At 64.2% G+C, this 23,306-nt stretch carries 23 protein-coding genes, 1 tRNA gene and 1 pseudogene; 18 read left to right on the top strand and 7 right to left on the bottom strand.

The genetic code is table 11. The features are described from left to right. Positions 1-71: 71 nt before the first annotated feature. Positions 72-842, top strand: a complete 771-nt coding sequence (locus tag FXV83_RS33090; RefSeq protein ID WP_148743754.1) for a CPBP family intramembrane glutamic endopeptidase — start codon at positions 72-74, stop codon at positions 840-842. Positions 843-981: 139 nt separating this feature from the next. Here the strand turns inward: FXV83_RS33090 and FXV83_RS33085 are convergent, their stop codons facing one another. After that, positions 982-1,905, bottom strand: a complete 924-nt coding sequence (locus FXV83_RS33085; RefSeq protein ID WP_148743753.1) for an AEC family transporter — start codon at positions 1,903-1,905, stop codon at positions 982-984. Between the two features lie 3 nt (positions 1,906-1,908). Next, a complete protein-coding gene (gene ruvX / locus FXV83_RS33080; protein WP_187436323.1) occupies positions 1,909-2,400 on the bottom strand; it encodes a Holliday junction resolvase RuvX in 492 nt (163 codons plus the stop codon). A gap of 46 nt (positions 2,401-2,446) precedes the next feature. Here ruvX and FXV83_RS33075 point away from each other — a divergent pair, with 46 nt between their 5' ends. After that, positions 2,447-2,662 (top strand): hypothetical protein, encoded by a 216-nt coding sequence (locus FXV83_RS33075; protein WP_148743751.1) that lies wholly within the window; start codon positions 2,447-2,449, stop codon positions 2,660-2,662. Positions 2,663-2,732: 70 nt separating this feature from the next. Here FXV83_RS33075 and FXV83_RS33070 read toward each other — a convergent pair whose 3' ends face one another. Then, a complete protein-coding gene (locus tag FXV83_RS33070; RefSeq protein WP_148743750.1) occupies positions 2,733-3,668 on the bottom strand; it encodes a cyclase family protein in 936 nt (311 codons plus the stop codon). 188 nt (positions 3,669-3,856) lie between these two features. Beyond that, a complete protein-coding gene (locus FXV83_RS33065) occupies positions 3,857-4,747 on the bottom strand; it encodes a LysR family transcriptional regulator (protein ID WP_148743749.1) in 891 nt (296 codons plus the stop codon). Positions 4,748-4,800: 53 nt separating this feature from the next. On the opposite strand from FXV83_RS33065, the pseudogene FXV83_RS33060 reads away from it, so the two are divergent. The 10 genes and pseudogenes from FXV83_RS33060 to FXV83_RS33000 form a co-directional block, all read left to right on the top strand. After that, positions 4,801-5,811, top strand: a pseudogene (locus tag FXV83_RS33060) (NAD(P)H-dependent flavin oxidoreductase); the annotation flags it as partial. Positions 5,812-5,987: 176 nt separating this feature from the next. Continuing rightward, positions 5,988-7,064, top strand: coding sequence for an NAD(P)H-dependent flavin oxidoreductase (locus FXV83_RS33055; RefSeq protein WP_148743748.1), 1,077 nt, complete (start codon positions 5,988-5,990; stop codon positions 7,062-7,064). Positions 7,065-7,236: 172 nt separating this feature from the next. Continuing rightward, positions 7,237-7,524, top strand: coding sequence for an Asp-tRNA(Asn)/Glu-tRNA(Gln) amidotransferase subunit GatC (gatC, locus tag FXV83_RS33050; protein WP_148743747.1), 288 nt, complete (start codon positions 7,237-7,239; stop codon positions 7,522-7,524). A gap of 24 nt (positions 7,525-7,548) precedes the next feature. Further along, positions 7,549-7,761, top strand: coding sequence for a hypothetical protein (locus FXV83_RS33045; protein ID WP_148743746.1), 213 nt, complete (start codon positions 7,549-7,551; stop codon positions 7,759-7,761). Further along, on the top strand, positions 7,758-9,233 hold the full coding sequence (gene gatA, locus FXV83_RS33040; RefSeq protein WP_148743745.1) for an Asp-tRNA(Asn)/Glu-tRNA(Gln) amidotransferase subunit GatA: 1,476 nt from the start codon (positions 7,758-7,760) through the stop codon (positions 9,231-9,233). The genes FXV83_RS33045 and gatA overlap by 4 nt, the downstream gene beginning before the upstream one ends. Next, positions 9,224-9,526 (top strand): hypothetical protein, encoded by a 303-nt coding sequence (locus FXV83_RS33035; protein ID WP_148743744.1) that lies wholly within the window; start codon positions 9,224-9,226, stop codon positions 9,524-9,526. The genes gatA and FXV83_RS33035 overlap by 10 nt, the downstream gene beginning before the upstream one ends. Continuing rightward, a complete protein-coding gene (gene gatB / locus FXV83_RS33030; RefSeq protein ID WP_148743743.1) occupies positions 9,523-11,001 on the top strand; it encodes an Asp-tRNA(Asn)/Glu-tRNA(Gln) amidotransferase subunit GatB in 1,479 nt (492 codons plus the stop codon). Before FXV83_RS33035 ends, gatB begins: the two co-directional genes overlap by 4 nt. A gap of 1,729 nt (positions 11,002-12,730) precedes the next feature. Beyond that, positions 12,731-12,997, top strand: a complete 267-nt coding sequence (locus FXV83_RS33010) for a hypothetical protein (protein ID WP_148743741.1) — start codon at positions 12,731-12,733, stop codon at positions 12,995-12,997. Between the two features lie 118 nt (positions 12,998-13,115). Further along, positions 13,116-13,325 carry a hypothetical protein gene (locus FXV83_RS33005; protein ID WP_148743740.1) on the top strand — a complete coding sequence of 70 codons (210 nt, stop codon included), beginning with the start codon at positions 13,116-13,118 and terminating at the stop codon, positions 13,323-13,325. 83 nt (positions 13,326-13,408) lie between these two features. Then, a tRNA-Ser gene (locus FXV83_RS33000) sits at positions 13,409-13,502 on the top strand. A gap of 139 nt (positions 13,503-13,641) precedes the next feature. Here FXV83_RS33000 and FXV83_RS32995 read toward each other — a convergent pair. After that, positions 13,642-15,987: a lytic transglycosylase domain-containing protein gene (locus tag FXV83_RS32995; protein ID WP_187436328.1), complete on the bottom strand. Its 2,346-nt coding sequence runs from the start codon at positions 15,985-15,987 to the stop codon at positions 13,642-13,644. A 295-nt stretch (positions 15,988-16,282) separates the two neighbouring features. On the opposite strand from FXV83_RS32995, the gene dapA reads away from it, so the two are divergent. The 4 genes from dapA to FXV83_RS32975 are packed head-to-tail and all read left to right on the top strand — an operon-like array spanning position 16,283 to position 18,765. After that, complete coding sequence (dapA, locus tag FXV83_RS32990) at positions 16,283-17,173, top strand: 4-hydroxy-tetrahydrodipicolinate synthase (RefSeq protein ID WP_148743738.1); 891 nt, start codon at positions 16,283-16,285, stop codon at positions 17,171-17,173. Between the two features lie 56 nt (positions 17,174-17,229). Then, the gene (gene mscL / locus FXV83_RS32985; RefSeq protein WP_187436327.1) at positions 17,230-17,646 is read left to right on the top strand and encodes a large conductance mechanosensitive channel protein MscL; all 417 of its coding nucleotides are present in this window, start codon (positions 17,230-17,232) and stop codon (positions 17,644-17,646) included. A 59-nt stretch (positions 17,647-17,705) separates the two neighbouring features. Further along, a complete protein-coding gene (gene smpB / locus FXV83_RS32980) occupies positions 17,706-18,179 on the top strand; it encodes an SsrA-binding protein SmpB (RefSeq protein WP_148743736.1) in 474 nt (157 codons plus the stop codon). A gap of 4 nt (positions 18,180-18,183) precedes the next feature. Beyond that, positions 18,184-18,765, top strand: coding sequence for a peroxiredoxin (locus FXV83_RS32975; RefSeq protein ID WP_148743735.1), 582 nt, complete (start codon positions 18,184-18,186; stop codon positions 18,763-18,765). Here FXV83_RS32975 and FXV83_RS32970 read toward each other — a convergent pair. Then, positions 18,762-19,436: a uracil-DNA glycosylase gene (locus FXV83_RS32970; protein ID WP_148743734.1), complete on the bottom strand. Its 675-nt coding sequence runs from the start codon at positions 19,434-19,436 to the stop codon at positions 18,762-18,764. The genes FXV83_RS32975 and FXV83_RS32970 overlap by 4 nt on opposite strands. Beyond that, on the bottom strand, positions 19,417-20,061 hold the full coding sequence (locus FXV83_RS32965; RefSeq protein WP_045008001.1) for a LabA-like NYN domain-containing protein: 645 nt from the start codon (positions 20,059-20,061) through the stop codon (positions 19,417-19,419). The genes FXV83_RS32970 and FXV83_RS32965 overlap by 20 nt, the downstream gene beginning before the upstream one ends. 327 nt (positions 20,062-20,388) lie before the next feature. Between FXV83_RS32965 and rpoZ the strand changes: the two genes are divergently transcribed. Both rpoZ and FXV83_RS32955 read left to right on the top strand, forming a co-directional pair. Further along, positions 20,389-20,781: a DNA-directed RNA polymerase subunit omega gene (gene rpoZ / locus FXV83_RS32960; RefSeq protein WP_007603391.1), complete on the top strand. Its 393-nt coding sequence runs from the start codon at positions 20,389-20,391 to the stop codon at positions 20,779-20,781. Between the two features lie 208 nt (positions 20,782-20,989). Beyond that, positions 20,990-23,275: a RelA/SpoT family protein gene (locus FXV83_RS32955; RefSeq protein WP_148743733.1), complete on the top strand. Its 2,286-nt coding sequence runs from the start codon at positions 20,990-20,992 to the stop codon at positions 23,273-23,275. Positions 23,276-23,306: the final 31 nt, after the last annotated feature.

Here is a 23,306-nt window from a genome sequence, read left to right as displayed (position 1 = left end):
GGCCGCGCAGGCGGGACAAGCCCGGGCATGACGGCCTCTCGACAGCTTGCGCGCCTAACGAAAGCCATCTGATGGACACCCTCAATCCCGACCATCCGCCGCTCATCATGACGCCTGCGGACCACACGCCGGGCGTCTGGAAATTCTGGGGCACGGCGCTGTGGGGTCTGCTGATCTTCGTCGCGATGTTCGTCGGCCAGGTCGGCGCCATCCTGCTGCTGGTGGTACTTCGCGGCATTCCGATCAACATGGCCTCGATTCAAATTGTCGGCAGCGAGCCGCAGGCGCTCGCGCTTTCGGTGACCATGGGATTGCCCGCGACGCTTGTGGCGGTGTGGCTTGCCATTCGCATCAAGAAGGCGTCGTTCGTCGACTACCTCGCGCTGCATTGGCCGTCGTGGAAGCATCTCCTGTTCGGCGCGATCGGTCTCGTCCTGCTTGTCGTGGCCTGGGAGACGATGTCGCGCGGCCTCGGCCGCGAGGCGACACCGGGCTTCATGACCGATCTCCTGAAGTCCGGCCGCGACAAGGGCGCCGCGCTATTGCTGCTGTTCGCTTTCAGCGTGGCGGCGCCGATGTCGGAAGAGGTGCTGGCGCGGGGCTTTCTCTATCGCGGCTGGTCGGCAAGCTTCCTGCGCGTGCCCGGCGCGATCATCTTGTCGTCGCTGGTGTGGACGGTCGTGCATCTGCAATACGACATGTATTTTCTCGCCGAAGTCTTCACCATTGGCGTCTGGTTCGGCTACATGCGTTATCGGGCCAATTCGCTGTGGCTCACCATCGTGCTGCACGCGCTGAACAACATGACCGCGGTGGTGCTGACGATGTGGTTGGGGAGCTAGCCCGGCGGTTGCGTCACGTTCCGTCATTGCGAGCGCAGCGAAGCAATCCAGACTACCTCCGCGGAAACACTCTGGATTGCTTCGTCGCAAGGGCTCCTCGCAATGACGAAGTGAGGGAGCTGCGCTCGCAATGACGATCTCACGCCACCAGCGCGATCGCGATCGGCATCGTGATCGCCGCCAAAATCGTTTGCAGCGTGATGATCTGCGCCAAGAGCGGCGCGTCGCCGCCCATCTGGCGGGCCAGCACGTAGGCGCTGGGCGAGGTCGGCACCGCCGCGCAGATCGCAACGATCGCAAGGCTGTCGCCGGACAGGCCGAACCATGCGGCCAGCGCCAGCGCCAGCACCGGCATCAGCACCAGCTTGAACGCCACGCCGATCGACGCACTCACGCTCGGGCGCAGCAGGCCTTTGAGCTGCAGGCCGGCGCCGGTGACGAGCAGGCCGATGGCCAGCGACGAGCGGCCGAGTGCGTCGGCGACCTCGTGCCAGATCCTTGGCAACGGCAGATGGACGATGTTGACGAAGAGGCCGATCGCGCAGGCCCAGATCAAGGGATTGCGGATCACCGTCATGACAATCGCGAGCGGAGATTGCTTCTTGGGCGATGCATAGTGCGCCAGCACTGCGACGCTGAACACGTTGACCAGCGGAATGATCGCGACCATCGCCACCGAGGCCAGCGCCAGGCCGACATCGCCGAACATGTTGGCGGACACCGAAAGCGCGACATAGGTCTGCCAGCGCGTCGCACCCTGGAAGATCGAGGTGAAGGCGGGGCCGTCGATGTCGAGCCGCGCGAGGGCAGGGCGGAGCGCGAGGCACAAGAGCGAGATCGCGAGCACCGACAGCAGCAGCGCGCCGCCGACGCCGGCCACCGGCACCCTGGACAGGTCCGCCTTCACCAGCGTCTGAATCAGCAGCATTGGAAACAGCACGAAATAAGTCAGCCGCTCCAGCCCGTGCCATTGCGTATCCAGCCGCATCAAGCTGCGCCTCAGCACGACGCCGAGCACGATGAGGATGAAGACCGGCAGCAGCGCCGCGATCACCACGGGCATGGGTCAGCCAGGCCCCGAAGTTGCGCGAAGATTGGCGAGCCGGTCGAGCGCACCTTGCAGGATGAAGATCGCTGCGTGCTCGTCGATGACCTCGGCGCGCTTGGCGCGGCTGACGTCCATGCCGATCAATTCGCGCTCCACTGCGGCGGTCGACAGGCGTTCGTCCCAGAGCCCGATCGGCAGTGTGGTGAGGCCGGCAAGATTGCGGGCGAAGGCGCGGGTCGATTGCGCGCGCGGGCCTTCGCTGCCGTCCATGTTGATGGGCAGGCCGAGCACGAAGCCGACGGCCTTGCGCTCGGCCGCAATCGCGAGCAGGCGGGCGGCATCCTGCTTGAAGGCCTTGCGCTGGATGGTCTCGACGCCGGTCGCCAGCCGTCGGTCCGGATTGGACACGGCGACACCAATGGTCTTGGTGCCGAGGTCGAGGCCGACCAGCCCGCCGCGTTCGGGCCAGTGGGCTGCAGCATCGATCAGGGGCAGGATAAGAGCCGGCATGGCATCAGCGCTTAGCACGCGCCGCGCCGCGGAGTGAACCAGAACAATGGATGCACTGACACTATTCGGCCTGTTCGCCGTCACCGCGATGCTGGTCTGCTATGCTTTGGAGGACTGCAGCCACTGGTTCGTGCTGCTGTTCGCCGGGTCCTGCGCCCTCGGCTCGGCCTACGGCTTTCTGCAGGGCGCCTGGCCGTTCGGCGTGGTGGAGGCGATCTGGGCGGTCGTAGCGCTGCGGCGCTGGCATCTCACGCCGCGATGATGAAGCGCAACGCGGGCGAGGGCGCCTGCCGGGCGGCAGGCCGTTCCTCGCCCGCGGGTAGGCTTGCCGATCAGCGGATCGCAATCGGGTTGATCATCGCCTGCACGCCTCCGGTCCAGCGCGGCTGTCCGAGCACGAACAGGAATTCATATCCCTTGTCGCGGGCAAGCGCGGCCGTATCCATATTCTCGAGGATATAGGTCCCGTTCATCGCGAGCAGGATCTGGTGTACCTCGAACACGTTCTTGGACTCGAACGGCAGCACTTCCAGCGCCCAGGTGTCGGCGCCGATCGCGACGACGCCCTTGCTTGTGAGGTACTTTGCACCTTCGACGCCGAGGCCGGGCTCGCCGGCCGAATAGCGCTTGTCGTCCTTGCCGATCAGGCTGAGCCAGCCGGTGTGGAAGATGACGACATCGCCCTGGCGGATCTCGACGCCCTGCTTCTTGGCGGCCTCCTCGATCTCCTTGACGTTGAAGGCGGTGCCTTCCTTCACCACGTCGGTGTTGTAGTAAGCCGCCATGTCGAGCAGCACGCCGCGGGTGACAATCGGCGGCACCTTCTCGATGCCGAGCTTCTTCAACCCGTTGGGATCGGCGAAGTCGGCGAGCTTGTTGCCGTTGTAATAGACGTGCTCGACACCGAGATGGCCGAGCCCGTCAATTTGGCTGCCGATGCCGACCCATGTGTCCAGGATATCGTCATTATAGGTCGCCTTGTTGGGGCCGAGGCCGGGGCTGCCGGCCTGTCCGGGCTGCACGATGGTGAGCTTGAATGCGCGCGGCGGATAGGCCGGCGTCTGCGGCGTGACGGGAATGCCCAGCGCATAGGTCTTTCCGGTCTTCACCAGAGACGCGGCCTTCAGCACGAGCTCGGGCGTCATGTAGTTGGCGGCACCGATCTCGTCGTTCGGTCCCCATTTCGATTTGGTCCAGTCCTGTGCGCTTGCTGTTTCGATCGTCGCCGACAACGCAGCGACACAGCACAACACGAGCGTATTGCGCATCGATAGTCCTCCCAATGTCTTTTGCCGATGTTTGGCTTCGTTATGGTTTCGCGCCGATCAGTGGCGCATCCTAACGTAGAACCATCGCGCGCTTCAAAAGCTTTTCGGTGCTGCGCTGCGCTGCGTCACCGCCGATGGGTTCAAACGTGACGAATTTGTGTCGATGAATTTCGCGCGCTGGAATGTGTTCAGGCCGCGATGACGTCGTCATCTTTCTTCAGGCAGGAGATGAAACCACCGAGCGCGCTGTATTGATGTCCGGCACGGCGCTGGATGAAGAGGGTCTCGACGCGCGCGTGCGATGGGCTCAGCGTGTGGATCGACACGCTGCCGTTCATCGCGTTGCGCTCGACAACGGCGCGCGGCAGCAGCGTCACGCCCATGTCGGCAGCGACGCAGCCGATCATGCCGTCGAGCGTACCAAGTTCGAAGCGCGCGGCCGAGGGCCAGCCGAACTCGACGAAGGTCTGTTCGAGCCGCTGGCGGTAGGTGCAGCCGGTGCGGAACACCAGCGCGGTTGGGCCGGACTCCGGCGTGCCGGCGCGCAGCTCGGCAAGCGAGCTCCAGCGCCGCGCGCTGACCAGAACCAGCTCCTCGCGGAATGCACTTGTCGCGGTGAGGTCGGCATGCGTGATCGGGCCCGCGACGAAGGCGCCGTCGAATGCGCCTTCGAGAACGCCCGCGACGAGGTCGGCGGTGGTTGCCGTCCGCAGGCTCAGCCGCACGGCGGGAAAGCGGCGGTGGAAATCGGCGAGCAGCGGCGGCAACCGCACCGCTGCCGTGGTCTCCATCGAGCCGATCGCCAATGGTCCTTTGGGCTCGCCATCGTCACGGGCGGCGAGCACGGCTTCGCGCGACAACGCTGTCATCCGTTGCGCGTAAGGCAACAGCCTTTTGCCGGCGCCGGTCAGGGTCATGCCGCGGCTGTGACGCTCGAACAGCGGCGTGCCGATCTCCGCCTCCAGCGCCTTCACGCGCTGGGTGACGTTCGATTGCACCGTGTTGAGCTCTTCGGCGGCACGGGTGATCCCGCCGGTGCGGGCCACCGCGGCGAAGGTCTGGATGTCGCTGAGTTCCATGGCATCGTTTCGCTTTAGAGATGGCAACGTTCGCTAGAATTCAATTTCCGCGAATGCTAATCCGGCCTAACCTTGCTGTCGAGAGTGGAGGAGCCATGTCGATCACGACGCCTTTGACCCAGCTCCTGGGGATCAAGCATCCGATCCTGCTAGCGCCGATGGACGTCGTTGCCGGCAGCCGGCTCGTGACGGCCGTCAGCCGCGCCGGCGGCTTTGGCATTCTGGGCGGTGGTTATGGCGAGAGGGAATGGCTGGAGCGAGAGACGGCGAAGCTCGCCAGCTTGTCAGCGCCGTTCGGGATCGGCTTCATCACCTGGAGTCTCGCCAAGCGGCCTGAGCTTCTCGACATCGCGCTCGCCGCAAAACCATCGGCGATCATGTTGTCGTTCGGCGATCCCGCACCGTTCGCATCAAGGATCAAGTCTGCAGGTGCGCGCCTGATCTGCCAGGTGCAGGACGAGGCGATGGCGCGGCAGGCGCTCGATGCCGGCGCCGACATCCTGATCGCGCAGGGGACGGAGGCGGGCGGTCACGGCGCCTCCCGCACAACCGTCGATCTCGTGCCCGCGATCGTCGATCTCGCGGCTGGCCATGTGCCGGTGGTCGCGGCGGGCGGCATTGCCGACGGGCGCGGGCTTGCCGCGATGATGATGCTGGGGGCAAGCGGCGTGCTGCTCGGCACGCGCTTCTATGCGAGCCAGGAGGCCGACGGCGCGGAGGAAGCCAAGCGGCGCATCTGCGCGGCGAGCAGCGGCTCGACCGTGCGCGGCATCATCTTCGATCTCTCCCGCAACAATGTGTGGCCGGCGCCGTTTACGGGAAGATGCCTGGTCAACGACCATGCCAGGCGCTGGATCGGCCGCGAGGTCGAACTGATGCAGAATGTTGCCGCAGTCGCAGCGGAGTATGCTGCGGCAAAAGCGGCGGGCAATTTCGCCGTCGCGGCGGTGATCGCTGGCGAAGCGGTTGGCCTGATCCATGATATTCCACCGGCGGCAGAGATTGTGGAGCGGATTGCGACCGAAGCCGAGCAGCTGCTGGAAGGAAAACGTAGTTCGGTGGTCGGTGTCTTCCCTTCTCCCCTTGNNGCGCCGGATGAGGGGTTCTATCCGCGGAGAATAATGTCAAATCTGAGAGGTCTGTCTCCCGCGGATGCAAACCCCTCACCCGTCTCGCCGCTATCGCGGCGAGCCACCCTCTCCCACAAGGGGAGAGGGAAGAGCGAACATGAGGCAAGACCATGTGGCCTGACCATCGATTGATCGATCTCTTCAAGACCGAATTCCCGATCGTGCTGGCGCCGATGGCTGGCGTGATGGACGCGGAGCTGGTGATCGCGGTCGCGGAAGGCGGCGGGCTCGGCTCGCTGCCGAGCGCGATGCTGTCGCCCGAGAAGGCGCGCGAGCAGGTCAACATCATCCGCCAGCGCGTCCGGGCTCCCGTCAACATGAACTTCTTCTGCCACACGCCGGTCGAGCTTGATGCGGCGGCGGAAGCGCGCTGGAAGGCGCGTCTTGCGGGCTACTACAAGGAGTACGGACTCGACCCGGCGGCGCCGATCAATGCGGCCAACCGCGCGCCGTTCGACGCCGGCTTCTGCGCGGTTGTCGAGGAGCTGAAGCCGGAGGTCGTGAGCTTCCATTTCGGACTGCCGGATCAGGCGCTGCTCAAGCGCGTCAAGGCGGCGGGCTGTCTCGTGATTTCCTCGGCGACGACGGTGAAGGAAGCGGTCTGGCTCGAGCAGCACGGCGCCGATGCCGTGATCGCGCAAGGCGCGGAGGCGGGCGGCCATCGCGCCATGTTCCTAACCGAGAACATCAGCGAGCAGCCCGGTACGTTCGCGCTGGTGCCGCAGGTGGTGGATGCGGTGAAGGTGCCCGTGATTGCAGCCGGCGGCATCGCGGACGGGCGCGGCATCGCAGCCGCCTTCGCACTCGGCGCCGCGGGCGTGCAGATCGGCAGCGCCTACCTTCGCTGTCCGGAATCCAAGGTGAGCGCGACGGGGCGCGCCGCGCTTGCCGAGGGGCGCGATGATTCCACCGTCATCACCAACGTCATGACCGGGCGGCCGGCGCGCGGTGTCCAGAACCGCCTGATGCGCGAAGCCGGCCCGATCTCGCCGGATGCGCCGCCATTTCCCCATGCCGCGACCGCGCTGGGGCCGCTGAAGGCTGCCGCGGAGAAGCAGGGCAGGGTCGATTTCACCAATCTTTGGGCCGGACAGGCCATTGCCATGGGCCGCGAGTTGCCGGCGGCAGAATTGACCCGGGATCTCGCGAAATCGGCCCTGGCGCGCCTGCGCCAGATGGCAGGCTAGGGCGCGATGAGATTGAGAAGAGTGATCATCGCGCCTTAGGTTATTGTTTAAGCATGATCTTTTCGGAAAACCGCGGCGCACTTTTCCGGATCATGCTCTAGAGCGCCGGTTGCGGCGCAAAACCGGCCTCTGCTATACGGCGGATAGGTTTTGCCGTGAGAGGCCTTACATAATGTCCGTCGACGCTGCTACCGTCCGCCGCATCGCGCATCTGGCGCGCATTGCGGTCTCCGAGGACGATGTTCCGCACCTGCAGGGCGAGCTCAACGCGATGCTCGCCTTTGTCGAGCAGCTCTCGGAGGTCGACGTCGCGGGCGTCGAGCCGATGACGTCGGTCACCCCGATGCAGATGAAGAAGCGGGCCGATGTGGTCAATGACGGCGAGATCACCGACGATATCGTTGCCAACGCGCCCGCGACCGAAGGCCATTTCTTCCTAGTGCCGAAAGTCGTCGAGTAACTACCTCAATCAGGACCGTGTCCGATGTGCCTGCTATGCGACGATGAGAAGGCCTATCAGGCCTATATGAACTATCTCGACAAGATGGAGCGGCAGGGCAAGGCTGCCGACCCCAATGTGGCCGTCAATGCCATCCTCGACGAGATCGAGGCGGCTGCGAGAGCTTCGTCCAGGAAAGACGACCCGGCCAACGACAAGACCCTGTCTCCATTTTTCTGTAGCCCGATCAATAAATGACCGATTTGACATCACTGACGCTCGCCGAGGCCCGCAAGGGCCTCGCGGCCAAGGCTTTTACGTCACTCGAGCTGACCGATGCGCATCTTTCCGCAATCGAAGCCGCGCGCGTGCTCAACGCCTTCATCCTGGAGACGCCGGACCAGGCGCGTGCCATGGCGCGCGAGGCGGACGCAAAGATCGAGAAAGGTGACGGCGGTCCGCTCGCCGGCATCCCGCTCGGCATCAAGGATCTGTTCGCGACCAGGGGCGTGCGCACCACGGCGTGCTCGAAGATCCTCGGCAATTTCGTGCCGACCTATGAGTCCACCGTCACCTCGCAGCTCTGGCGCGACGGCGCCGTGATGCTGGGCAAGCTGAACAACGACGAGTTCGCGATGGGCTCGTCGAACGAGACCTCCTGCTTCGGCCCAGTCGGCAATCCCTGGCGGCGCGACGGCTCCAACACGACGCTGGTGCCGGGCGGCTCGTCCGGCGGCTCGGCCTCGGCCGTGGCCGCGCTGCTGTGCATGGGCGCGACCGCGACCGACACCGGCGGCTCGATCCGCCAGCCGGCCGCGTTCACCGCGACCGTCGGCATCAAGCCGACCTATGGCCGCTGCTCGCGCTGGGGCATCGTCGCCTTTGCCTCCTCGCTCGACCAGGCCGGTCCGATCGCGCGCAGCGTGCGCGATGCCGCGATGCTGCTGCGCTCGATGGCCGGTCACGATCCGAAGGACACGACGTCTGTGGACATTGCCGTGCCGGATTACGAGGCCGCGATCGGCAAGTCCGTGAAGGGTATGAAGATCGGCATCCCCAGGGAGTATCGCCTCGACGGCATGCCCGCCGAGATCGAAAAGCTTTGGGAAGCGGGCGCGGCCTGGCTCAAGAGCGCCGGCGCCGAACTCGTCGAGGTGTCGCTGCCGCACACCAAATACGCGCTGCCGGCCTATTACATCGTGGCGCCGGCGGAAGCCTCTTCCAACCTCGCACGCTATGACGGCGTGCGCTACGGCTTGCGCGAGCAGGGCAGGAACATCACCGAGCTGTACGAGAACACCCGCGCCGAGGGTTTTGGCGCCGAGGTCAAGCGGCGCGTCATGATCGGCACCTACGTGCTGTCGGCCGGCTATTACGACGCCTATTACCTGCGCGCGCAAAAGGTGCGCACGCTGATCAAGAAGGATTTTGAGGATTGCTTCGCCAAGGGCGTCGACGCGATCCTTACCCCGGCGACGCCGTCGGCCGCCTTCGGTATCGGCGAGAAGGGCGGCGCCGACCCTGTCGAGATGTACCTCAACGATATCTTCACGGTGACGGTGAACATGGCGGGCCTGCCGGGCATTGCCGTGCCCGCCGGCAAGGACGCGCAAGGCCTGCCGCTCGGTCTGCAGCTGATCGGCCGCCCGTTCGACGAGGAGACGCTGTTCTCGCTCGGCGAGGTGATCGAGCAGGCCGCAGGCCGCTTCACACCCGCGAGGTGGTGGTGACGCTGGCGGCCTACATCGCCAGCCTCGACGGCGCTTCGCCGGCGCCGGATCTCGGCGCGCCGCTTGCCGGCCTCTGGTGGGCCGCCAAGGGCGACTGGGACCAGGCGCACAAGATCGTCCAGGACGAGAGCAGCCGTGAGGCCGCCTGGGTGCACGCGTACTTGCACCGCGTCGAAGGCGACCTCGGCAATGCCGGCTACTGGTATCGCCAGGCCGGCCAGCCGGCGGCAACGGATTCATTGCAGGCGGAGTGGGAGCGGATCGCTGCCACGCTGCTCGGGAGCAAGACATGAGCACGGCCACGCACAAGCTTCTCAAGGGCGCCACCGGTGACTGGGAGATGGTCATCGGCATGGAGATCCATGCCCAGGTGACCTCGAACTCAAAGCTGTTCTCCGGTGCCTCCACCGCGTTCGGCGGCGAGCCGAACAGCCACGTGTCGCTGGTCGACGCGGCGATGCCCGGCATGCTGCCGGTCATCAACGAGGAATGCGTCAGACAGGCTGTCCGGACCGGGCTCGGGCTGAACGCACAGATCAACCTGTGCTCGGTGTTCGATCGCAAGAACTATTTCTATCCGGACTCGCCGCAGGGCTACCAGATCAGTCAGTACAAGTCGCCGGTCGTCGGGGAGGGCGAGGTCGAGGTCGAACTGGACGGCGGCAGGACCGCGACCATCGGGATCGAGCGGCTGCATCTGGAGCAGGATGCCGGCAAGTTGCTGCACGATCAGTCGCCGAACATGTCCTATGTCGACCTCAACCGCTGCGGCGTGGCGCTGATGGAGATTGTCTCCAAGCCCGACATCCGCGACGCCGAGCAGGCCAAGGCCTATGTGACCAAGCTGCGCTCGATCCTGCGCTATCTCGGCACCTGCGATGGCGACATGGAGAAGGGATCCTTGCGCGCCGACGTCAACGTCTCCGTGCGCAAGCCCGGCGCGCCGCTCGGCACCCGCTGCGAGATCAAGAACATGAACTCGATCAATTTCATCGGGCAGGCGATCGAGTACGAGGCGCGGCGCCAGATCGAGATCCTCGAGGATGGCGGCCAGATTGACCAGGAGACCCGGCTTTACGACCCCAACAAGGGCGAGACGCGCTCGATGCGGTCCAAGGAAGAGGCACATGACTACCGCTACTTCCCCGATCCCGATCTGCTGCCGCTGGAGTTTTCGCAGGAATTTGTCGACGAGTTGAAGGCGAAGCTGCCGGAGCTACCGGACCAGAGGAAGATGCGCTTTGTCGCCGACTTCGGCCTGTCGGCCTATGACGCGAGTGTGCTGGTCGCCGAGCGCGAGAGCGCTGTGTTTTATGAGACCGTGCTGGACAGGCTCGCCAATCGCGCCCGCGACGGCAAGATGGCGGCGAACTGGGTGATCAACGAGCTGTTCGGCCGCCTCAACAAGGAAGGCCGGGATATTACGGGCTCTCCGGTCAGCGCCGAGCAGTTAGCTGCGATCGTCGATCTGATCGGCGAGGGCACAATCTCCGGCAAGATCGCCAAGGATCTGTTCGAGATCGTGTGGCAGGAGGGCGGCGATCCCCGCGCGCTCGTCGAAAGCCGCGGCATGAAGCAGGTCACCGACCTCTCGGCGATCGAAAAGGTCGTCGACGACATCATCGCGGCCAATCCCGACAAGGCCGCGCAGGTCAAGGACAAGCCGCAGTCGCTCGGCTGGTTCGTCGGCCAGGTCATGAAGTCGTCGGGCGGCAAGGCCAACCCGCAGAGCGTCAACGACCTGCTCAAGTCCAAGCTCGGCATCTGACGCGTTCTTCTTTGCCTCTCCCCCGCGTGCGGGGAGAGGCCGGAATTCAAGCGCAGCTTGAATCCGGGTGAGGGGGACTCACCGCAAACTCCTCTGTCACCGTCTTTGCGGAGACTTCCCCTCACCCCAACCTTCTCCCCGCAAGCGGGGAGAGGGAGCGCACCGCCGGTGTCGCGAAGAGTCGACATCCATTCTCAATCGCCTGCGCACGTCGCGTTGCTCGTCGTCACCGCGTCTATTGCACCTGCGAATCGCCGCGACGCGATTCGCGCAAAAAGGTGACTTGGACGCGCTCCGGACGGCGTTCGCGCCGTTGTGCACGAAAATATTTTCGTTGCCAAAATTCGCGACTCAGAGTCCGCGGAACGCCCTTGCGGCACGGTCAAACGAACGGCGACGTGCACCATCTCGTCGATCATGCGCAATGCATATGCGCAGAATAATACTTGCAGCATAGAGTTTTCTCGCAATCGCTGCCTTCGCCAACGTTGACGCGACGGCGCTGTTTGCGATCACAGGCATGCGCCACCTCGCGCACTTCCATCGAGCGCGCGAGGCGCAAGCCCTTTGCGTCGTCAACACTTCCTTAAGCGAGACGCTGTTTTTTTCGTTGTGTTGGTGTATTCGGGATGTAGTGCATCTCGATCCCCGAGTGCACGCAGCGATTAAAGCCATCTCACACATCGGAGGGCAACATGGCCAAGAAAGCGAAGAAGGCGAAGAAGGCGAAGAGCGCAGTGAAGAAGACTGCGAAGAAGACCCGCAAGGTCGCGAAGAAGAAGAAGTAACTTCGACTTCTGAAGTTGCCGGCTCCTAGAGAGCCGGCACGTCATCAGCGCCTCCTAGAAGGTTCTGGTCGACGATAGAGGGTGTCGGCGAGACATCAGGTCAACGGTCGGATCGTCCTCTTCCGCGGGTTCGCTCGCCGAAGTCCGGTCCGGCAGAAGAAACGAGTTTTCTTCGTTCGGTGCGGGCGTCCTTCACGGGGCTCCGCAATTTCACCGGCGGCCTACGGGCCAACGTGGAATCTGATCCTGACGTGTTCGCCGACGCCCTCGTTCCTTGAGGCCGGGGCATTGCCGGCATTTCCTTTCCCGACATTGCTGATCTGACCGTGACGTGGCAGCGCTGGCCCTGGGGCAGGCGAGAGCCGTGGCTTTGTCGTACGCGACGCCGTGCGCCCCATGCGGCAGGGCTATCGCATACGTAAAGAGACCGGTGGGCCGTGTTCGTTGTCGCGATCCTTCGAGACGCCCGCCTCTGGCGGGCCCTCAGGATGAGGTCTTGTTGTGCGATGAAACCTTAGACCCTCATGGTGAGGAGCCCGCCCTAAGCGGGCGTCTCGAACCATGAAGGCCGAGCGAGCGCGCGGGGGCGTTACCATGCGCGATGGTTATCGTTGTCCCAAAATCCTACGGTAAACCGAATCTGACGAATCGCAGAAGTGCCCGTCAATTGCGGACTTCTTGCATTCCGCTTTCGCGCGTGGAACTCGCGCGTTTACGTTGCCTTCATCGCGATGCTTAAACTGCCATTCAAATTTGCCCCCCATCATCGCCTCCAACAAGCCGGCAAACGGCGTGGGCAAAAAGACTCGGGGATGAGTTGAACAGCGCATGATCCCGGAAAACTGGTTTTGCGGTTTTTCGGGACGGATCATGCACCAATCAGAGTTGGACGGGAGCCGCGCTCGGGGGAACGAGGCGGCACAAGAAAAAGGGGATGCGTGATGTTTCAGGGTACTTTCGATCTGGAGACGGCGACGCCGATCGACGCAAGCGCGTTGTCGGACGTGCTGTTCGAGCGCGGGATCTATTGGGCGAGCGGCCGCTCCGGTCTCGTCGATCTCGTCGCCGCGCACAAATGGTTCAATCTCGCCGCGCTCAAGGGCCGCAAGGACGCCGTGGCGCTGCGCCAGGAGATCGCCGGGCAGATGTCGGACATCGAAATCTCGGCCGCACAGCGCGAGGCGAGGGCGTGGGTCTGCGCGCACTGAGCGGAGAAGCGCATCGAGCCCCCGTGCTCTCGTGGATGGGCTTGGTTGCGCAGAATCAAGTTCGTTCCGCCGACTGGCCTCACACGGCATGGGCGGGCCCGACAGGAGTGGCCAATGTTTGTCGATCCAGATCGCGCCCGACGAATGCGATATGGAACTCGATCATCCTGATCAACATCTGGGCCGGCAACGCGGTGCTGATTTCGCCCTGCAGTGGCGGATCTGGCGGTTCTGCCTCTCGACGGAGGCCCGCGCATGCAAAGAGAGCACGAATCGGGCCGAGCTCGCGGCCCGCAGATGCTTTGGCCAGGCCTGCGCGGCCGGCTAATGGCGGCTTTCAGGTGAAAGAAAGCGCCGACCTCAATTCTGCCGCTTGCGGCTCGCCGCCGGGTCGGGCATACCCCGCATATTGGAGACGTGGCCGAGTGGCTGAAGGCGGCGGTTTGCTAAACCGTTATAGGCTTGTAAAGGCCTATCGAGGGTTCGAATCCCTCCGTCTCCGCCAAAAATCCCAAATAAGTGATTGATTTATCTGGCTTCGTGCCGGTTTGGCTTGAGCTCGTCCTCGGCCGCCTCAAGCCGGCGATGGCGCATGTCCTGCGTTTGCCGCCGATGCTGCCGGGAGCGATCGGGGAAAGGGGTCTCTACTCCACGCTGGCGGTACCGCGGCGCAGGTCGGCCTCGATCTGCAATCGCGTGCCGCCGCCGAAGCGGGCGCGGTACACCTGCAGGTTCTCCATGATCCGCTGGACGTAGTTGCGTGTCTCGGAGAATGGAATCAGCTCGACCCAGTCGACCGCATCGACCTTCGGGTCGCGCGGGTCGCCGTAGCGGTCGACCCACTTCTTCACGCTGCCGCGTCCGGCATTGTAGGCGGCAAACGTCATGATGTAGGAGCCGCGATAGTCTTCGAGCAGACCGCCGAGCTCGGCCGAGCCGAGCGTGGCGTTATAAGCCGAATCGTTCTTCAGCCGCGACAGATCGTAGGTGCCACCGTGCCGCTTGCAGACATAGCGCGCCGCGTCGGGCGTCACCTGCATCAGGCCATAGGCCTGCGCCGGCGAAACTACCGAGGGGTTGAAGGCGCTTTCCTGCCGCGCGATGGCATAGATGATGCTGCGCTCGACCTGCGGGCCGATCGGCGTGAACTGCGGAATGCCGTTGACGGGATAGGCGTAGAAGTCGAACGGCAGACCGCGATTGAGCGCAGCCTTGCCGAGCAGCAGCATCCCGCGCGCGTCGTTGTAGCGCTGGGTGAGCTCGCCGAGGCCGGCAAGCGCTTCGGGATCGCCGTTCTCGCCCATGTCGGCGAGAACAGGCACGGCCATCTCGCGTTCGTCGAGTTCGTAGAGCAGATGCACGGCGCGCACGATCTCGAGACGTTCGGCGCCACGGCCCCTGGGCTGGCTGTTGAGCTCGATCTGCGGCAGGCCGAGTTTTGCGCGTGCGAGCTGTCCGTAATAGCTCGTGGATTGCTCCGCGGCCCGCGCATAGGCGTTGCGCGCCTCCTGCTGGCGGCCCGCCGCTTCCGCGGCGCGGCCCTGCCAATAGCCGGCGCGCGCCAGCGTGGTCGGATTGACGCTGCCGACCCCGATGCGGGCGAAATGCTGCGTAGCCAGCGCGGGATCGTTGAGAAAGCGCAGCGCGATCCAGCCCGCCGTGAATTCCTGCTCGGTCTTGTAGATATCGCGCGAGGGGAGCGCCGCATCGCGCGCGATCAGATAGGCGCTGCGGAATTCCTCGGTGTCGATCATCTTGCGTGCCAAGAGACGCCGCTCGATCCACCATTCGTCCAGATTGTAGAGCCGGTTCGGATCCTTCGGCGCCGACAGCATGAGCTGGGCTGCCTCGGCAAACTTCTCCTCGCGGCGCAGCAGCTGGATCTTGCTGAAGATAAAGCCGGGATCATTGTGCAGCTCGCGCGGCACGGCCTCCAGCAGCGCACGCGCGTTCGGCGCTTTCTTGAGGGAGGCGATGCGAGCCTTGGCGAGCGCGACATAGCCGGCGCCGAGGCGCTTGGCCGCGCGCAGCGCCGCCTCGTTTTCGCTGCCATAGAGCAGCGTGTCCATCCGCGCCTTCTGGTCGCCCGGCGTCAGCAGCGCACCGAACTGATCGAGCGCGTTGTTCTCGGTATCCTCCGACATCGGATCGCTGCGCCAGGCCTCGCGTACCAGCCGCTCGGCATTGGCGCGGTCGCCGCGCGCCAGCATCGCCTTGGCGAGCGTGAAGCGGCCCTTGGCCGAGACCGGGGATTCGTTCTCGAACCACGACCACGCGACCTGGTCGTCGCGCCGATCGTCCCACATCGCGGCCTCGAGCCGCCGGCGCAGGAAGGTCTGCGACGGCCAGCTCGGATTGGCGGAGAGGAAGGCGCGGTAGCGCTCAACAGTTGCGCCATTGTCCTCGCTGCGCAGGATGATCCATTCCGCAAGTTTTCGCGCGACGGGATCCGAGATCGTGGCTGCGGCGTTTGTGGCGTCGCCAGCTTTGCGCTTGCGCACGAGCTCGATGACGCTCTCCAGCGTGTCCTTGTCGGCCTGCGAGGTTGACGAGGTTGCGGCAACCGCGGCGGGAGTGACCGGCTTGCGCGGCGCTGCATGTTGGCGGGTTGCCGGAGCAAGCACGGGAGCGGCGACCGGTCTGGCAGCGGCCGGGGCGGCTTTGGGCGGCGAACCGTTGGCGGCAGGCTGTGACTTCGGGGCGGGGCCGGCTGCCGCAGGCTTGGGCTTGTCCTTGTTTTTCGCGGGTTCCTTTGCGACGTCCTTGACCAGTTTCTTCACCGCATCCTTGGCCGCGTTCTTGGCCGCATTCTTGGCCGGGGCGGTGGTCGCTCCCTTGCTCGTTCCCTTCGCCGCCCCCTTGGCGTTGTCCTTTGCGCTGTTCTTTGCGCTGTCCTTGGCGGAGGTCGGCTTCGGGGCGTCCTTGGCCGCTTCCGCGGTCGTCTCATTGGATTTGGCCAAGGCGGCGCAGCCGACCGACAGCCCTGCCATCAGGCACACGGCCAGACCGGTGGATCGCCATGCGGCACGAGGAAAGGAGGTCACGGCGTTACGTCGCCCCGAATCAGTCAAGTGGCCCAAGACCTGGTTGTACAAGACTTGGCTGTATTTGATTGAATATGCGGATAAAATACCAACAGCCGCTTACCGCGGCCGGCTTTGCACCACCACCGCGGCAAAATCGCGGCCTAAACGGTGCGTCGCTCGGTAGCGGCCCTTTTATGGGCGGTATAGACCCGATAAGAAGGGGCCTTGCTCTCAAGCTCGCCGCGTACGGAGGAAGTCCATGGCAGCCAAGACGAAATTCCGGGGATCGTTCACCGCCTTGGTCACGCCCTTCAAGAACGGCTCGCTCGACGAGGCCGCGTTCCGCTCGCTGGTCAACTGGCAGATTTCCGAGGGCACGAACGGCCTGGTGCCGGTCGGCACCACCGGCGAGAGCCCGACGCTCAGCCACGACGAGCACAAGAAGGTGGTCGAGTGGTGCATCGGTGAAGCCAAGGGGCGGGTGCCGGTGATCGCCGGAGCGGGCTCCAATTCGACCAAGGAAGCGGTCGAGTTGGCCCAGCACGCCGAAAAGGCCGGCGCGAACGCCGTACTGGTGGTGACGCCCTATTACAACAAGCCGACCCAGGAAGGGCTGTACCAGCACTTCAAGGCGATCAACGATGCGATCGGAATTCCGATCATCATCTACAACATCCCGCCGCGCTCGGTGATCGACATGTCGGTCGACACCATGACGCGGCTATGGGAGCTGAAGAACATCGCCGGCGTCAAGGACGCCACCGCCAGCATGGTCCGCGTGTCGCAGCAGCGTGCGGCGATGGGCGAGGATTTCAACCAGCTCTCCGGCGAAGATGCGACCATCCTCGGCTACATGGCGCATGGCGGCCATGGCTGCATCTCGGTGACGTCGAACGTCGCGCCGCGCCTGTGCTCTGAGTTCCACGCCGCCTGGCAGAAGGGCGACCACGCCACGGCGTTGAAGCTGCACGACAAGCTGATGCCGCTGCACAACAATCTCTTCATCGAGAGCAATCCGGCGCCGATCAAGTACGCGCTGTCGCTGCTCGGAAAAATGGACGAGACGCTGCGGCTGCCGATGGTGCCGGTCTCGGAACCGACGCGCGTTGCCGTGCGCAGCGCCATGGTCCACGCGGGCCTGATCAACTGATGCGTTAGCGTCTCCGGAGACTTGTCATGAACGCGGTCGACGAAAAGGGCAGGCGGATGCTCAAGGAGTTCCGCGAGTTCGCCATGAAGGGCAACGTCGTCGATCTCGCGGTCGGCGTGATCATCGGCGCGGCTTTCGGCGCCATCGTCAATTCGCTGGTCGGTGACGTGATCATGCCGATGATCGGCGCCGTCACCGGCGGACTCGACTTCTCGAACTACTTCACCCCCTTGTCGAAGGCGGTCACCGCCACCAACTTAGCGGATGCGAAAAAGCAAGGCGCCGTACTTGCTTGGGGCAACTTCCTCACGCTGACGCTCAACTTCATCATCATTGCGTTCGTGCTGTTCCTGGTGATCCGCGCCATCAACACGCTGAAGCGCAAGGAAGAGGCGGCCCCCGCCGCACCGCCGAAGCCGTCGGCCGAGGTTGAGGTGCTGACCGAGATCCGCGATCTCCTCAAGAAGTCTTGACGCGCGCGCTTCATCCAAACTGTTAGCGTCTAAGCGCATCATGATCAGGGTTTTCCACGATGGCCGACAAGAACGAACGCCCGATCAAGGTCATGGCGGAAAATCGCAAGGCCCGCTTCAACTATGCGATCGAGGACACGGTCGAGGCTGGCATTGCGCTGACGGGCACCGAGGTCAAGTCGATCCGCAACGGCAAGAGCACGATCGCCGAATCCTATGCCGATTCGAAGGACGGCGAGATCTGGCTGATCAACGCCACGATTCCCGAATATCTCCAGGGCAATCGCTTCAATCACGAGCCCAAGCGGCCGCGAAAGCTGCTTCTGCACCGCAAGCAGATCAACAAGCTGATGGGGGCGGTCGACCGTGAGGGCATGACGCTGATCCCGCTCAAGCTCTATTTCAACGAGCGCGGCCGCGCCAAACTGCAGCTCGCGGTAGCAAAGGGCAAGAAGCTGCACGATAAGCGCGAGACCGAGAAGAAGCGCGACTGGAGCCGGGAGAAGGGCCGCCTGCTGCGGGCGAGGGGATAGCCATATGAATCAACGGAACTTGCTCGAGGTCGATTGGAGCCAGATTCCTGCACCCGTTGATGACGGCGGCGCCGCGCATCTAAAGAGCATGGCGCTGCCTTCGATCAGCCTGCTCGCGACCGACGATACGTCAGTGATGCTGTCGGCGCTGCGGGGGCGCACCGTGGTGTTCGCCTATCCGCGCACCGGCGAGCCTGGCAAGATTTCGCTGGTGGATGATTGGGACATGATACCGGGCGCGCGAGGCTGCACGCCGCAGACCTGCGCCTTCCGCGATCTCTTCGCCGAGCTCAAGGCGGCCGGCGCCTCACACGTGTTCGGCCTCTCGACCCAGAGCAACGAATACCAGACCGAGATGGCGTCGCGGTTGCATCTGCCGTTCCCGGTGCTCTCAGACGAGAACCTGGCGCTCACCCGCGCCCTCAACCTGCCGACCATGGAGGTTGCCGGGCTCACGCTGATCAAACGCCTTGCGCTGATCGTCGACGACGCACGCATCACGCACGTGTTCTATCCGGTCTTCCCGCCCGACCGGAATGCCGGCGACGTGCTGGACTGGCTGAAGGCCAATCCCGCCAAAGACTAGTCGAGGCCGGCCTTCACCTTGGCAAACACGCTGCGGAACATGTCCGGCGTCAGGACCCCGGTGTTCGTGTTGTAGCGCGAGCAGTGATAGCTGTCGTACAGCCTGAAGGCGCCGGCCTGATGCACCGCGCCGTGGCCGAAAGGGGCTTGCGACGCCTTCAGTTTCAGCGGCTTGAGCACGCTATCGTGCGCAATCCGCCCCAGCGCGACGATGGCGCGCAGATTCGGCATGGTCTCGAGATTCGCCTCGAGAAACTGGCGGCACGTGTTGATCTCTATCGGCAACGGCTTGTTCTGCGGTGGCACGCAGTGCACCGCATTGGCGATCCTGCAGTCGACCAGCTTCATGCCGTCATCGGGCCGCGCCTGATAGGTCCCCATGGCGAAGCCGTATTCGAGCAGCGTGGCGTAGAGTAAGTCGCCGGCATAGTCGCCGGTGAAGGGACGGCCGGTACGGTTGGCGCCTTGCATCCCTGGCGCAAGGCCGACGATCAAAAGGCGCGCCTCGATGTCGCCAAAAGGGGCCACCGGAGCATTGTGCCAGAGCGGCTCGCGCGCGCGGTTCGCCTCGCGAAAGGCGACCAGGCGCGGACAGAGCGGACAGTCACAGTCAGGTACGAGGACGGGGGCCCGGCGGATTGACCGGGCTGCCTCACTCCTCGAAGTCGTCATCGCCCCTCGGCGCCATCGTGGTTGCGCGCTGGAGGAATTGCGGGGCGTGGTGGCGCGCCTCGCGCTCGCCGCGATCGCGCGGGGCCGGGCGTTCGGATGGATCGCGGCCGAGCTTGGATTGCAGCTCGACGAGATCGGTGAAGACGTCGGCCTGGCGGCGCAGCTCGTCGGCGATCATCGGCGGCTGGCTGGCGATCGTGGAAATCACGGTGACCCGCACGCCGCGGCGCTGCACGGCCTCGACCAGGGAACGGAAGTCGCCGTCACCCGAGAACAGCACCATCTGGTCGATGTGCTCGGCGAGCTCCATGGCGTCGACGGCAAGCTCGATGTCCATGTTGCCCTTGACCTTGCGGCGGCCGGAGGCGTCGATGAATTCCTTGGTCGCCTTGGTGACGACGGTGTAGCCGTTGTAATCGAGCCAGTCGATCAGCGGGCGGATCGAGGAGTATTCCTGATCCTCGATGATCGCGGTGTAGTAGAACGCCCGCAACAACGTTCCGCGGCTCTGAAATTCCTTCAGCAGGCGCTTGTAATCGATGTCGAAGCCGAGAGTTTTGGCCGTCGCATAGAGATTGGCTCCATCGATGAAGAGCGCGATCTTGTCGGTAGAGGAAGGTGACATTCAGTTTGCTCGCGTAGTGTTCGTGATTGATCGTTTATTGTTGGCGCCGCGGCAGCAAGCGCGCCCTTCAGAGTGCTGCCGAAACCCGTCGAAACCGCAAATCCGGAGAAGTCGGGGCAATCAAGGTATAGTTATGGCAACCCTGCAGACACCCGGCGCCGCCCTCAATGGCAGCCCGGGATACCGGCCATCCCAGCCCCAATGTGGGGTTATCAGAGCCGTTTGGCGAGGCCAAATCACAAAATGGTCTTGCGAAACCGCCCTGGCCCCTATAACTAGCCCAGATCATCCACATAATTCGTCCCACCCACAACGGAGCGACAGTCCATGGCTCGCGTCACCGTAGAAGATTGTATCGACAAGGTCGACAACCGGTTTGACCTGGTCCTGCTGGCCGCCCACCGGGCCCGCATGATTTCGTCAGGTTCACAACTAACGGTTGACCGCGATAACGACAAGAACCCTGTTGTGTCTTTGCGTGAAATTGCCGAGACGACCATTTCGCCGGAGGACCTCCGCGAGGAGCTGGTGCACTCGCTCCAGAAGTTCGTCGAGGTCGACGAGCCCGAGCCCGATACGGTGCCGCTGATCGGTTCCGCCGGCGCGAGCGTCGATGCGGACGATACCGAAGTTGCCGTCGAACGTATGACCGAAGAAGAGCTCCTGAAGGGCCTCGAAGGCCTCGCGCCGCCCGAAGAGCAGCCCGAGGAGGACGAGTAAATCGTCCCGTCGCAGTCGTCGACTTCTTGTGATCTTATCGAAGGCCCGAACCCGCGTTCGGGCCTTTGCTTTTGTTGGCGTTTTCGTGGTTACCATAGCGTCGTCGGATGGCCCCGCGCCCTGTCACCGAATTGATCGGACGCGCGCGCGATCGGGGCTAAGATGTATACAACGGGCTGTCTCGTGGCCCGTTTGAAGGCAGGACGGAATGGTGTATCGGCGCCGCAGACCAATGCAGATGCAGGGCGCAACCGAAACGGTTGCCGTGGCCCCGACTGCGCCGGTGACGCGCCCGGCGAAGCCGCGCGCGCGCATGATGCGTCAATATGACCTCGTCGAGCGTGTCAGGTCCTACAATCCCAACACCGACGAAGATCTTCTGAACCGCGCCTATGTCTACGCCATGAAGGCGCACGGTTCGCAGACCCGCGCCTCGGGCGACCCGTATTTCTCGCACCCCCTCGAGGTGGCGGCGATTCTCACCGACCTGAAGCTGGATGATGCGACCATCGTGGCCGCGCTGCTTCACGACACGATCGAGGACACCGAGGCGACGCGGGCCGAGATCGACCAGATCTTCGGGCCCGAAATCGGCGCCCTGGTCGAGGGCCTGACCAAGCTGAAGCGGCTGGAACTGGTGTCGCGCGAGGCCAAGCAGGCCGAGAATTTGCGCAAACTGTTGCTGGCCATTGCCGACGACGTCCGCGTTCTCCTGGTGAAGCTCGCCGACCGCCTGCACAACATGCGGACGCTGGATTTCGTGCCGCCGGAATCGCGCCGGCGAATCGCCGAGGAGACGCTCGACATCTATGCGCCGCTCGCGGGCCGCATGGGCATGCAGGAAATGCGCGAGGAGCTGGAGGACTTGTCCTTCCGCACCCTCGATCCCGAGGCCTATTCGGTGGTGATGCAGCGGCTCGACGCGCTTGCCGAGCGTAACCGCAACCTGATCGGCGAGATCGAGTCTCAGCTCTCCAACAATTTGCGCCACCGCGGCCTCGGCGCGCGTGTCTACGGCCGCCGCAAGAAGCCGTTCTCGATCTGGACCAAGATGGAGCGCAAGTCGATCGGCTTCGAGCAACTGTCCGACATCTTCGGGTTCCGCGTTGTCGTGAACGACATCGAAGCCTGCTATCGCGCGCTTGGCATCGTCCACACCACTTGGCCGGTCGTGCCCGGGCGCTTCAAGGACTACATCTCGACGCCCAAGCAGAACGACTACCGCTCGATCCACACCACCGTGATCGGCCCGGGCAACCAGCGCGTCGAGCTTCAGATCCGCACCGAGGCGATGGACCAGATCGCCGAGCGCGGCATCGCCGCGCACGTCTTCTACAAGGAAGGGGCGGGCTCGCCGACCGAGTTCCTCAAGCGCGAGTCGAATGCTTTCGCCTGGCTGCGCCACACCATCGGCATCCTCTCGGAGAGCGCCAACCCCGAAGAATTCCTCGAGCACACCAAGCTCGAGCTGTTCCACGACCAAGTGTTCTGTTTCACTCCAAAGGGCAAGCTGATCGCGCTGCCGCGCCATGCCAACGTGATCGATTTCGCCTATGCCGTGCATACCGATGTCGGCAACAGCGCGGTAGGCTGCAAGATCAACGGCAAGTTCGCTCCGCTGTCTTCGGAGCTGCAGAACGGCGACGAGGTCGAGGTCCTGACCTCGGAAGCGCAATCGGCGCCGCCGTCGGCCTGGGAATCGCTCGCGGTCACCGGCAAGGCGCGCGCCGCGATCCGTCGCGCCACGCGCACCGCCGTGCGCGATCAATATGCCGGTCTCGGCCGGCGCATCGTCGAGCGCCTGTTCGAGCGCGCCAAGATGGAATACGCCGACGACAAGCTCAAGGGCGCGCTGCCGCGGCTCGCGCGGGCCTCGATCGAGGATGTCATGGCGGCGGTCGGGCGCGGCGAGATCAAGGCCTCCGATGTCGCGCGCGCAATGTATCCCGACTACAAGGAGGAGCGCGTCGCGCGCTACGGCATCAAGAAGGGCCTCGCTGCCAAGCTCAAGGAGAGGGTGGCGCCGGCGCCGCGCAGCCGGGTCGCCATTCCGATCCGCGGCATCAATTCGGACCTGCCGGTCAAGTTCGCGCCGAATGGCGGCGCGGTGCCCGGCGACCGTATCGTCGGCATCGTCACGCCGGGCGAGGGGATCACCATCTATCCGATCCAGTCGCCGGCGCTGAAGGATTTCGAGGAGGAGCCGGAGCGCTGGCTCGACGTGCGCTGGGACATCGAGGACTCGATGCCGCAGCGCTTCCCGGCCCGCATCAAGGTCGAGAACGTCAACGAGCCCGGCGCGCTGGCGCAGATCGCGACCGTGATCGCCGAGCACGACGGCAACATCGACAATATCAGCATGCAGCGCCGTTCGCCCGACTTCACCGAGACGACGATCGATCTCGAAGTCTACGATCTGAAGCATCTGAGCGCGATCCTGGCTCAGCTGCGTGCCAAGGCGGTCGTCGCCCGCGTCGAACGTGTTAACGGATAGACGTGTTTCGTATTCGTCTGTCCCTATGATT

Source organism: Bradyrhizobium hipponense, from assembly GCF_008123965.1.
In the GTDB taxonomy this organism is placed as follows: Bacteria; Pseudomonadota; Alphaproteobacteria; order Rhizobiales; family Xanthobacteraceae; genus Bradyrhizobium; species Bradyrhizobium hipponense.
This window is presented reverse-complemented; position numbering and strand designations above follow the sequence as displayed.

What these genes read in the sequence shown, in the direction of transcription:
- smpB (WP_148743736.1), top strand. Translation starts at nt 17,706, where the DNA reads ATGGCCGACAAGAACGAACGCCCGATCAAGGTCATGGCGGAAAATCGC.
- FXV83_RS32970 (WP_148743734.1), bottom strand. Translation starts at nt 19,436, where the DNA reads ATGACGACTTCGAGGAGTGAGGCAGCCCGGTCAATCCGCCGGGCCCCC.
- FXV83_RS33045 (WP_148743746.1), top strand. Translation starts at nt 7,549, where the DNA reads ATGTGCCTGCTATGCGACGATGAGAAGGCCTATCAGGCCTATATGAAC.
- FXV83_RS32955 (WP_148743733.1), top strand. Translation starts at nt 20,990, where the DNA reads ATGGTGTATCGGCGCCGCAGACCAATGCAGATGCAGGGCGCAACCGAA.
- FXV83_RS32965 (WP_045008001.1), bottom strand. Translation starts at nt 20,061, where the DNA reads ATGTCACCTTCCTCTACCGACAAGATCGCGCTCTTCATCGATGGAGCC.
- rpoZ (WP_007603391.1), top strand. Translation starts at nt 20,389, where the DNA reads ATGGCTCGCGTCACCGTAGAAGATTGTATCGACAAGGTCGACAACCGG.
- gatB (WP_148743743.1), top strand. Translation starts at nt 9,523, where the DNA reads ATGAGCACGGCCACGCACAAGCTTCTCAAGGGCGCCACCGGTGACTGG.
- FXV83_RS32975 (WP_148743735.1), top strand. Translation starts at nt 18,184, where the DNA reads ATGAATCAACGGAACTTGCTCGAGGTCGATTGGAGCCAGATTCCTGCA.
- FXV83_RS33070 (WP_148743750.1), bottom strand. Translation starts at nt 3,668, where the DNA reads ATGCGCAATACGCTCGTGTTGTGCTGTGTCGCTGCGTTGTCGGCGACG.
- FXV83_RS33055 (WP_148743748.1), top strand. Translation starts at nt 5,988, where the DNA reads ATGTGGCCTGACCATCGATTGATCGATCTCTTCAAGACCGAATTCCCG.
- dapA (WP_148743738.1), top strand. Translation starts at nt 16,283, where the DNA reads ATGGCAGCCAAGACGAAATTCCGGGGATCGTTCACCGCCTTGGTCACG.
- FXV83_RS33010 (WP_148743741.1), top strand. Translation starts at nt 12,731, where the DNA reads ATGTTTCAGGGTACTTTCGATCTGGAGACGGCGACGCCGATCGACGCA.
- ruvX (WP_187436323.1), bottom strand. Translation starts at nt 2,400, where the DNA reads ATGCCGGCTCTTATCCTGCCCCTGATCGATGCTGCAGCCCACTGGCCC.
- gatA (WP_148743745.1), top strand. Translation starts at nt 7,758, where the DNA reads ATGACCGATTTGACATCACTGACGCTCGCCGAGGCCCGCAAGGGCCTC.
- FXV83_RS33085 (WP_148743753.1), bottom strand. Translation starts at nt 1,905, where the DNA reads ATGCCCGTGGTGATCGCGGCGCTGCTGCCGGTCTTCATCCTCATCGTG.
- FXV83_RS33090 (WP_148743754.1), top strand. Translation starts at nt 72, where the DNA reads ATGGACACCCTCAATCCCGACCATCCGCCGCTCATCATGACGCCTGCG.
- FXV83_RS33075 (WP_148743751.1), top strand. Translation starts at nt 2,447, where the DNA reads ATGGATGCACTGACACTATTCGGCCTGTTCGCCGTCACCGCGATGCTG.
- FXV83_RS33065 (WP_148743749.1), bottom strand. Translation starts at nt 4,747, where the DNA reads ATGGAACTCAGCGACATCCAGACCTTCGCCGCGGTGGCCCGCACCGGC.
- FXV83_RS32995 (WP_187436328.1), bottom strand. Translation starts at nt 15,987, where the DNA reads ATGGCAGGGCTGTCGGTCGGCTGCGCCGCCTTGGCCAAATCCAATGAG.
- gatC (WP_148743747.1), top strand. Translation starts at nt 7,237, where the DNA reads ATGTCCGTCGACGCTGCTACCGTCCGCCGCATCGCGCATCTGGCGCGC.
- mscL (WP_187436327.1), top strand. Translation starts at nt 17,230, where the DNA reads ATGCTCAAGGAGTTCCGCGAGTTCGCCATGAAGGGCAACGTCGTCGAT.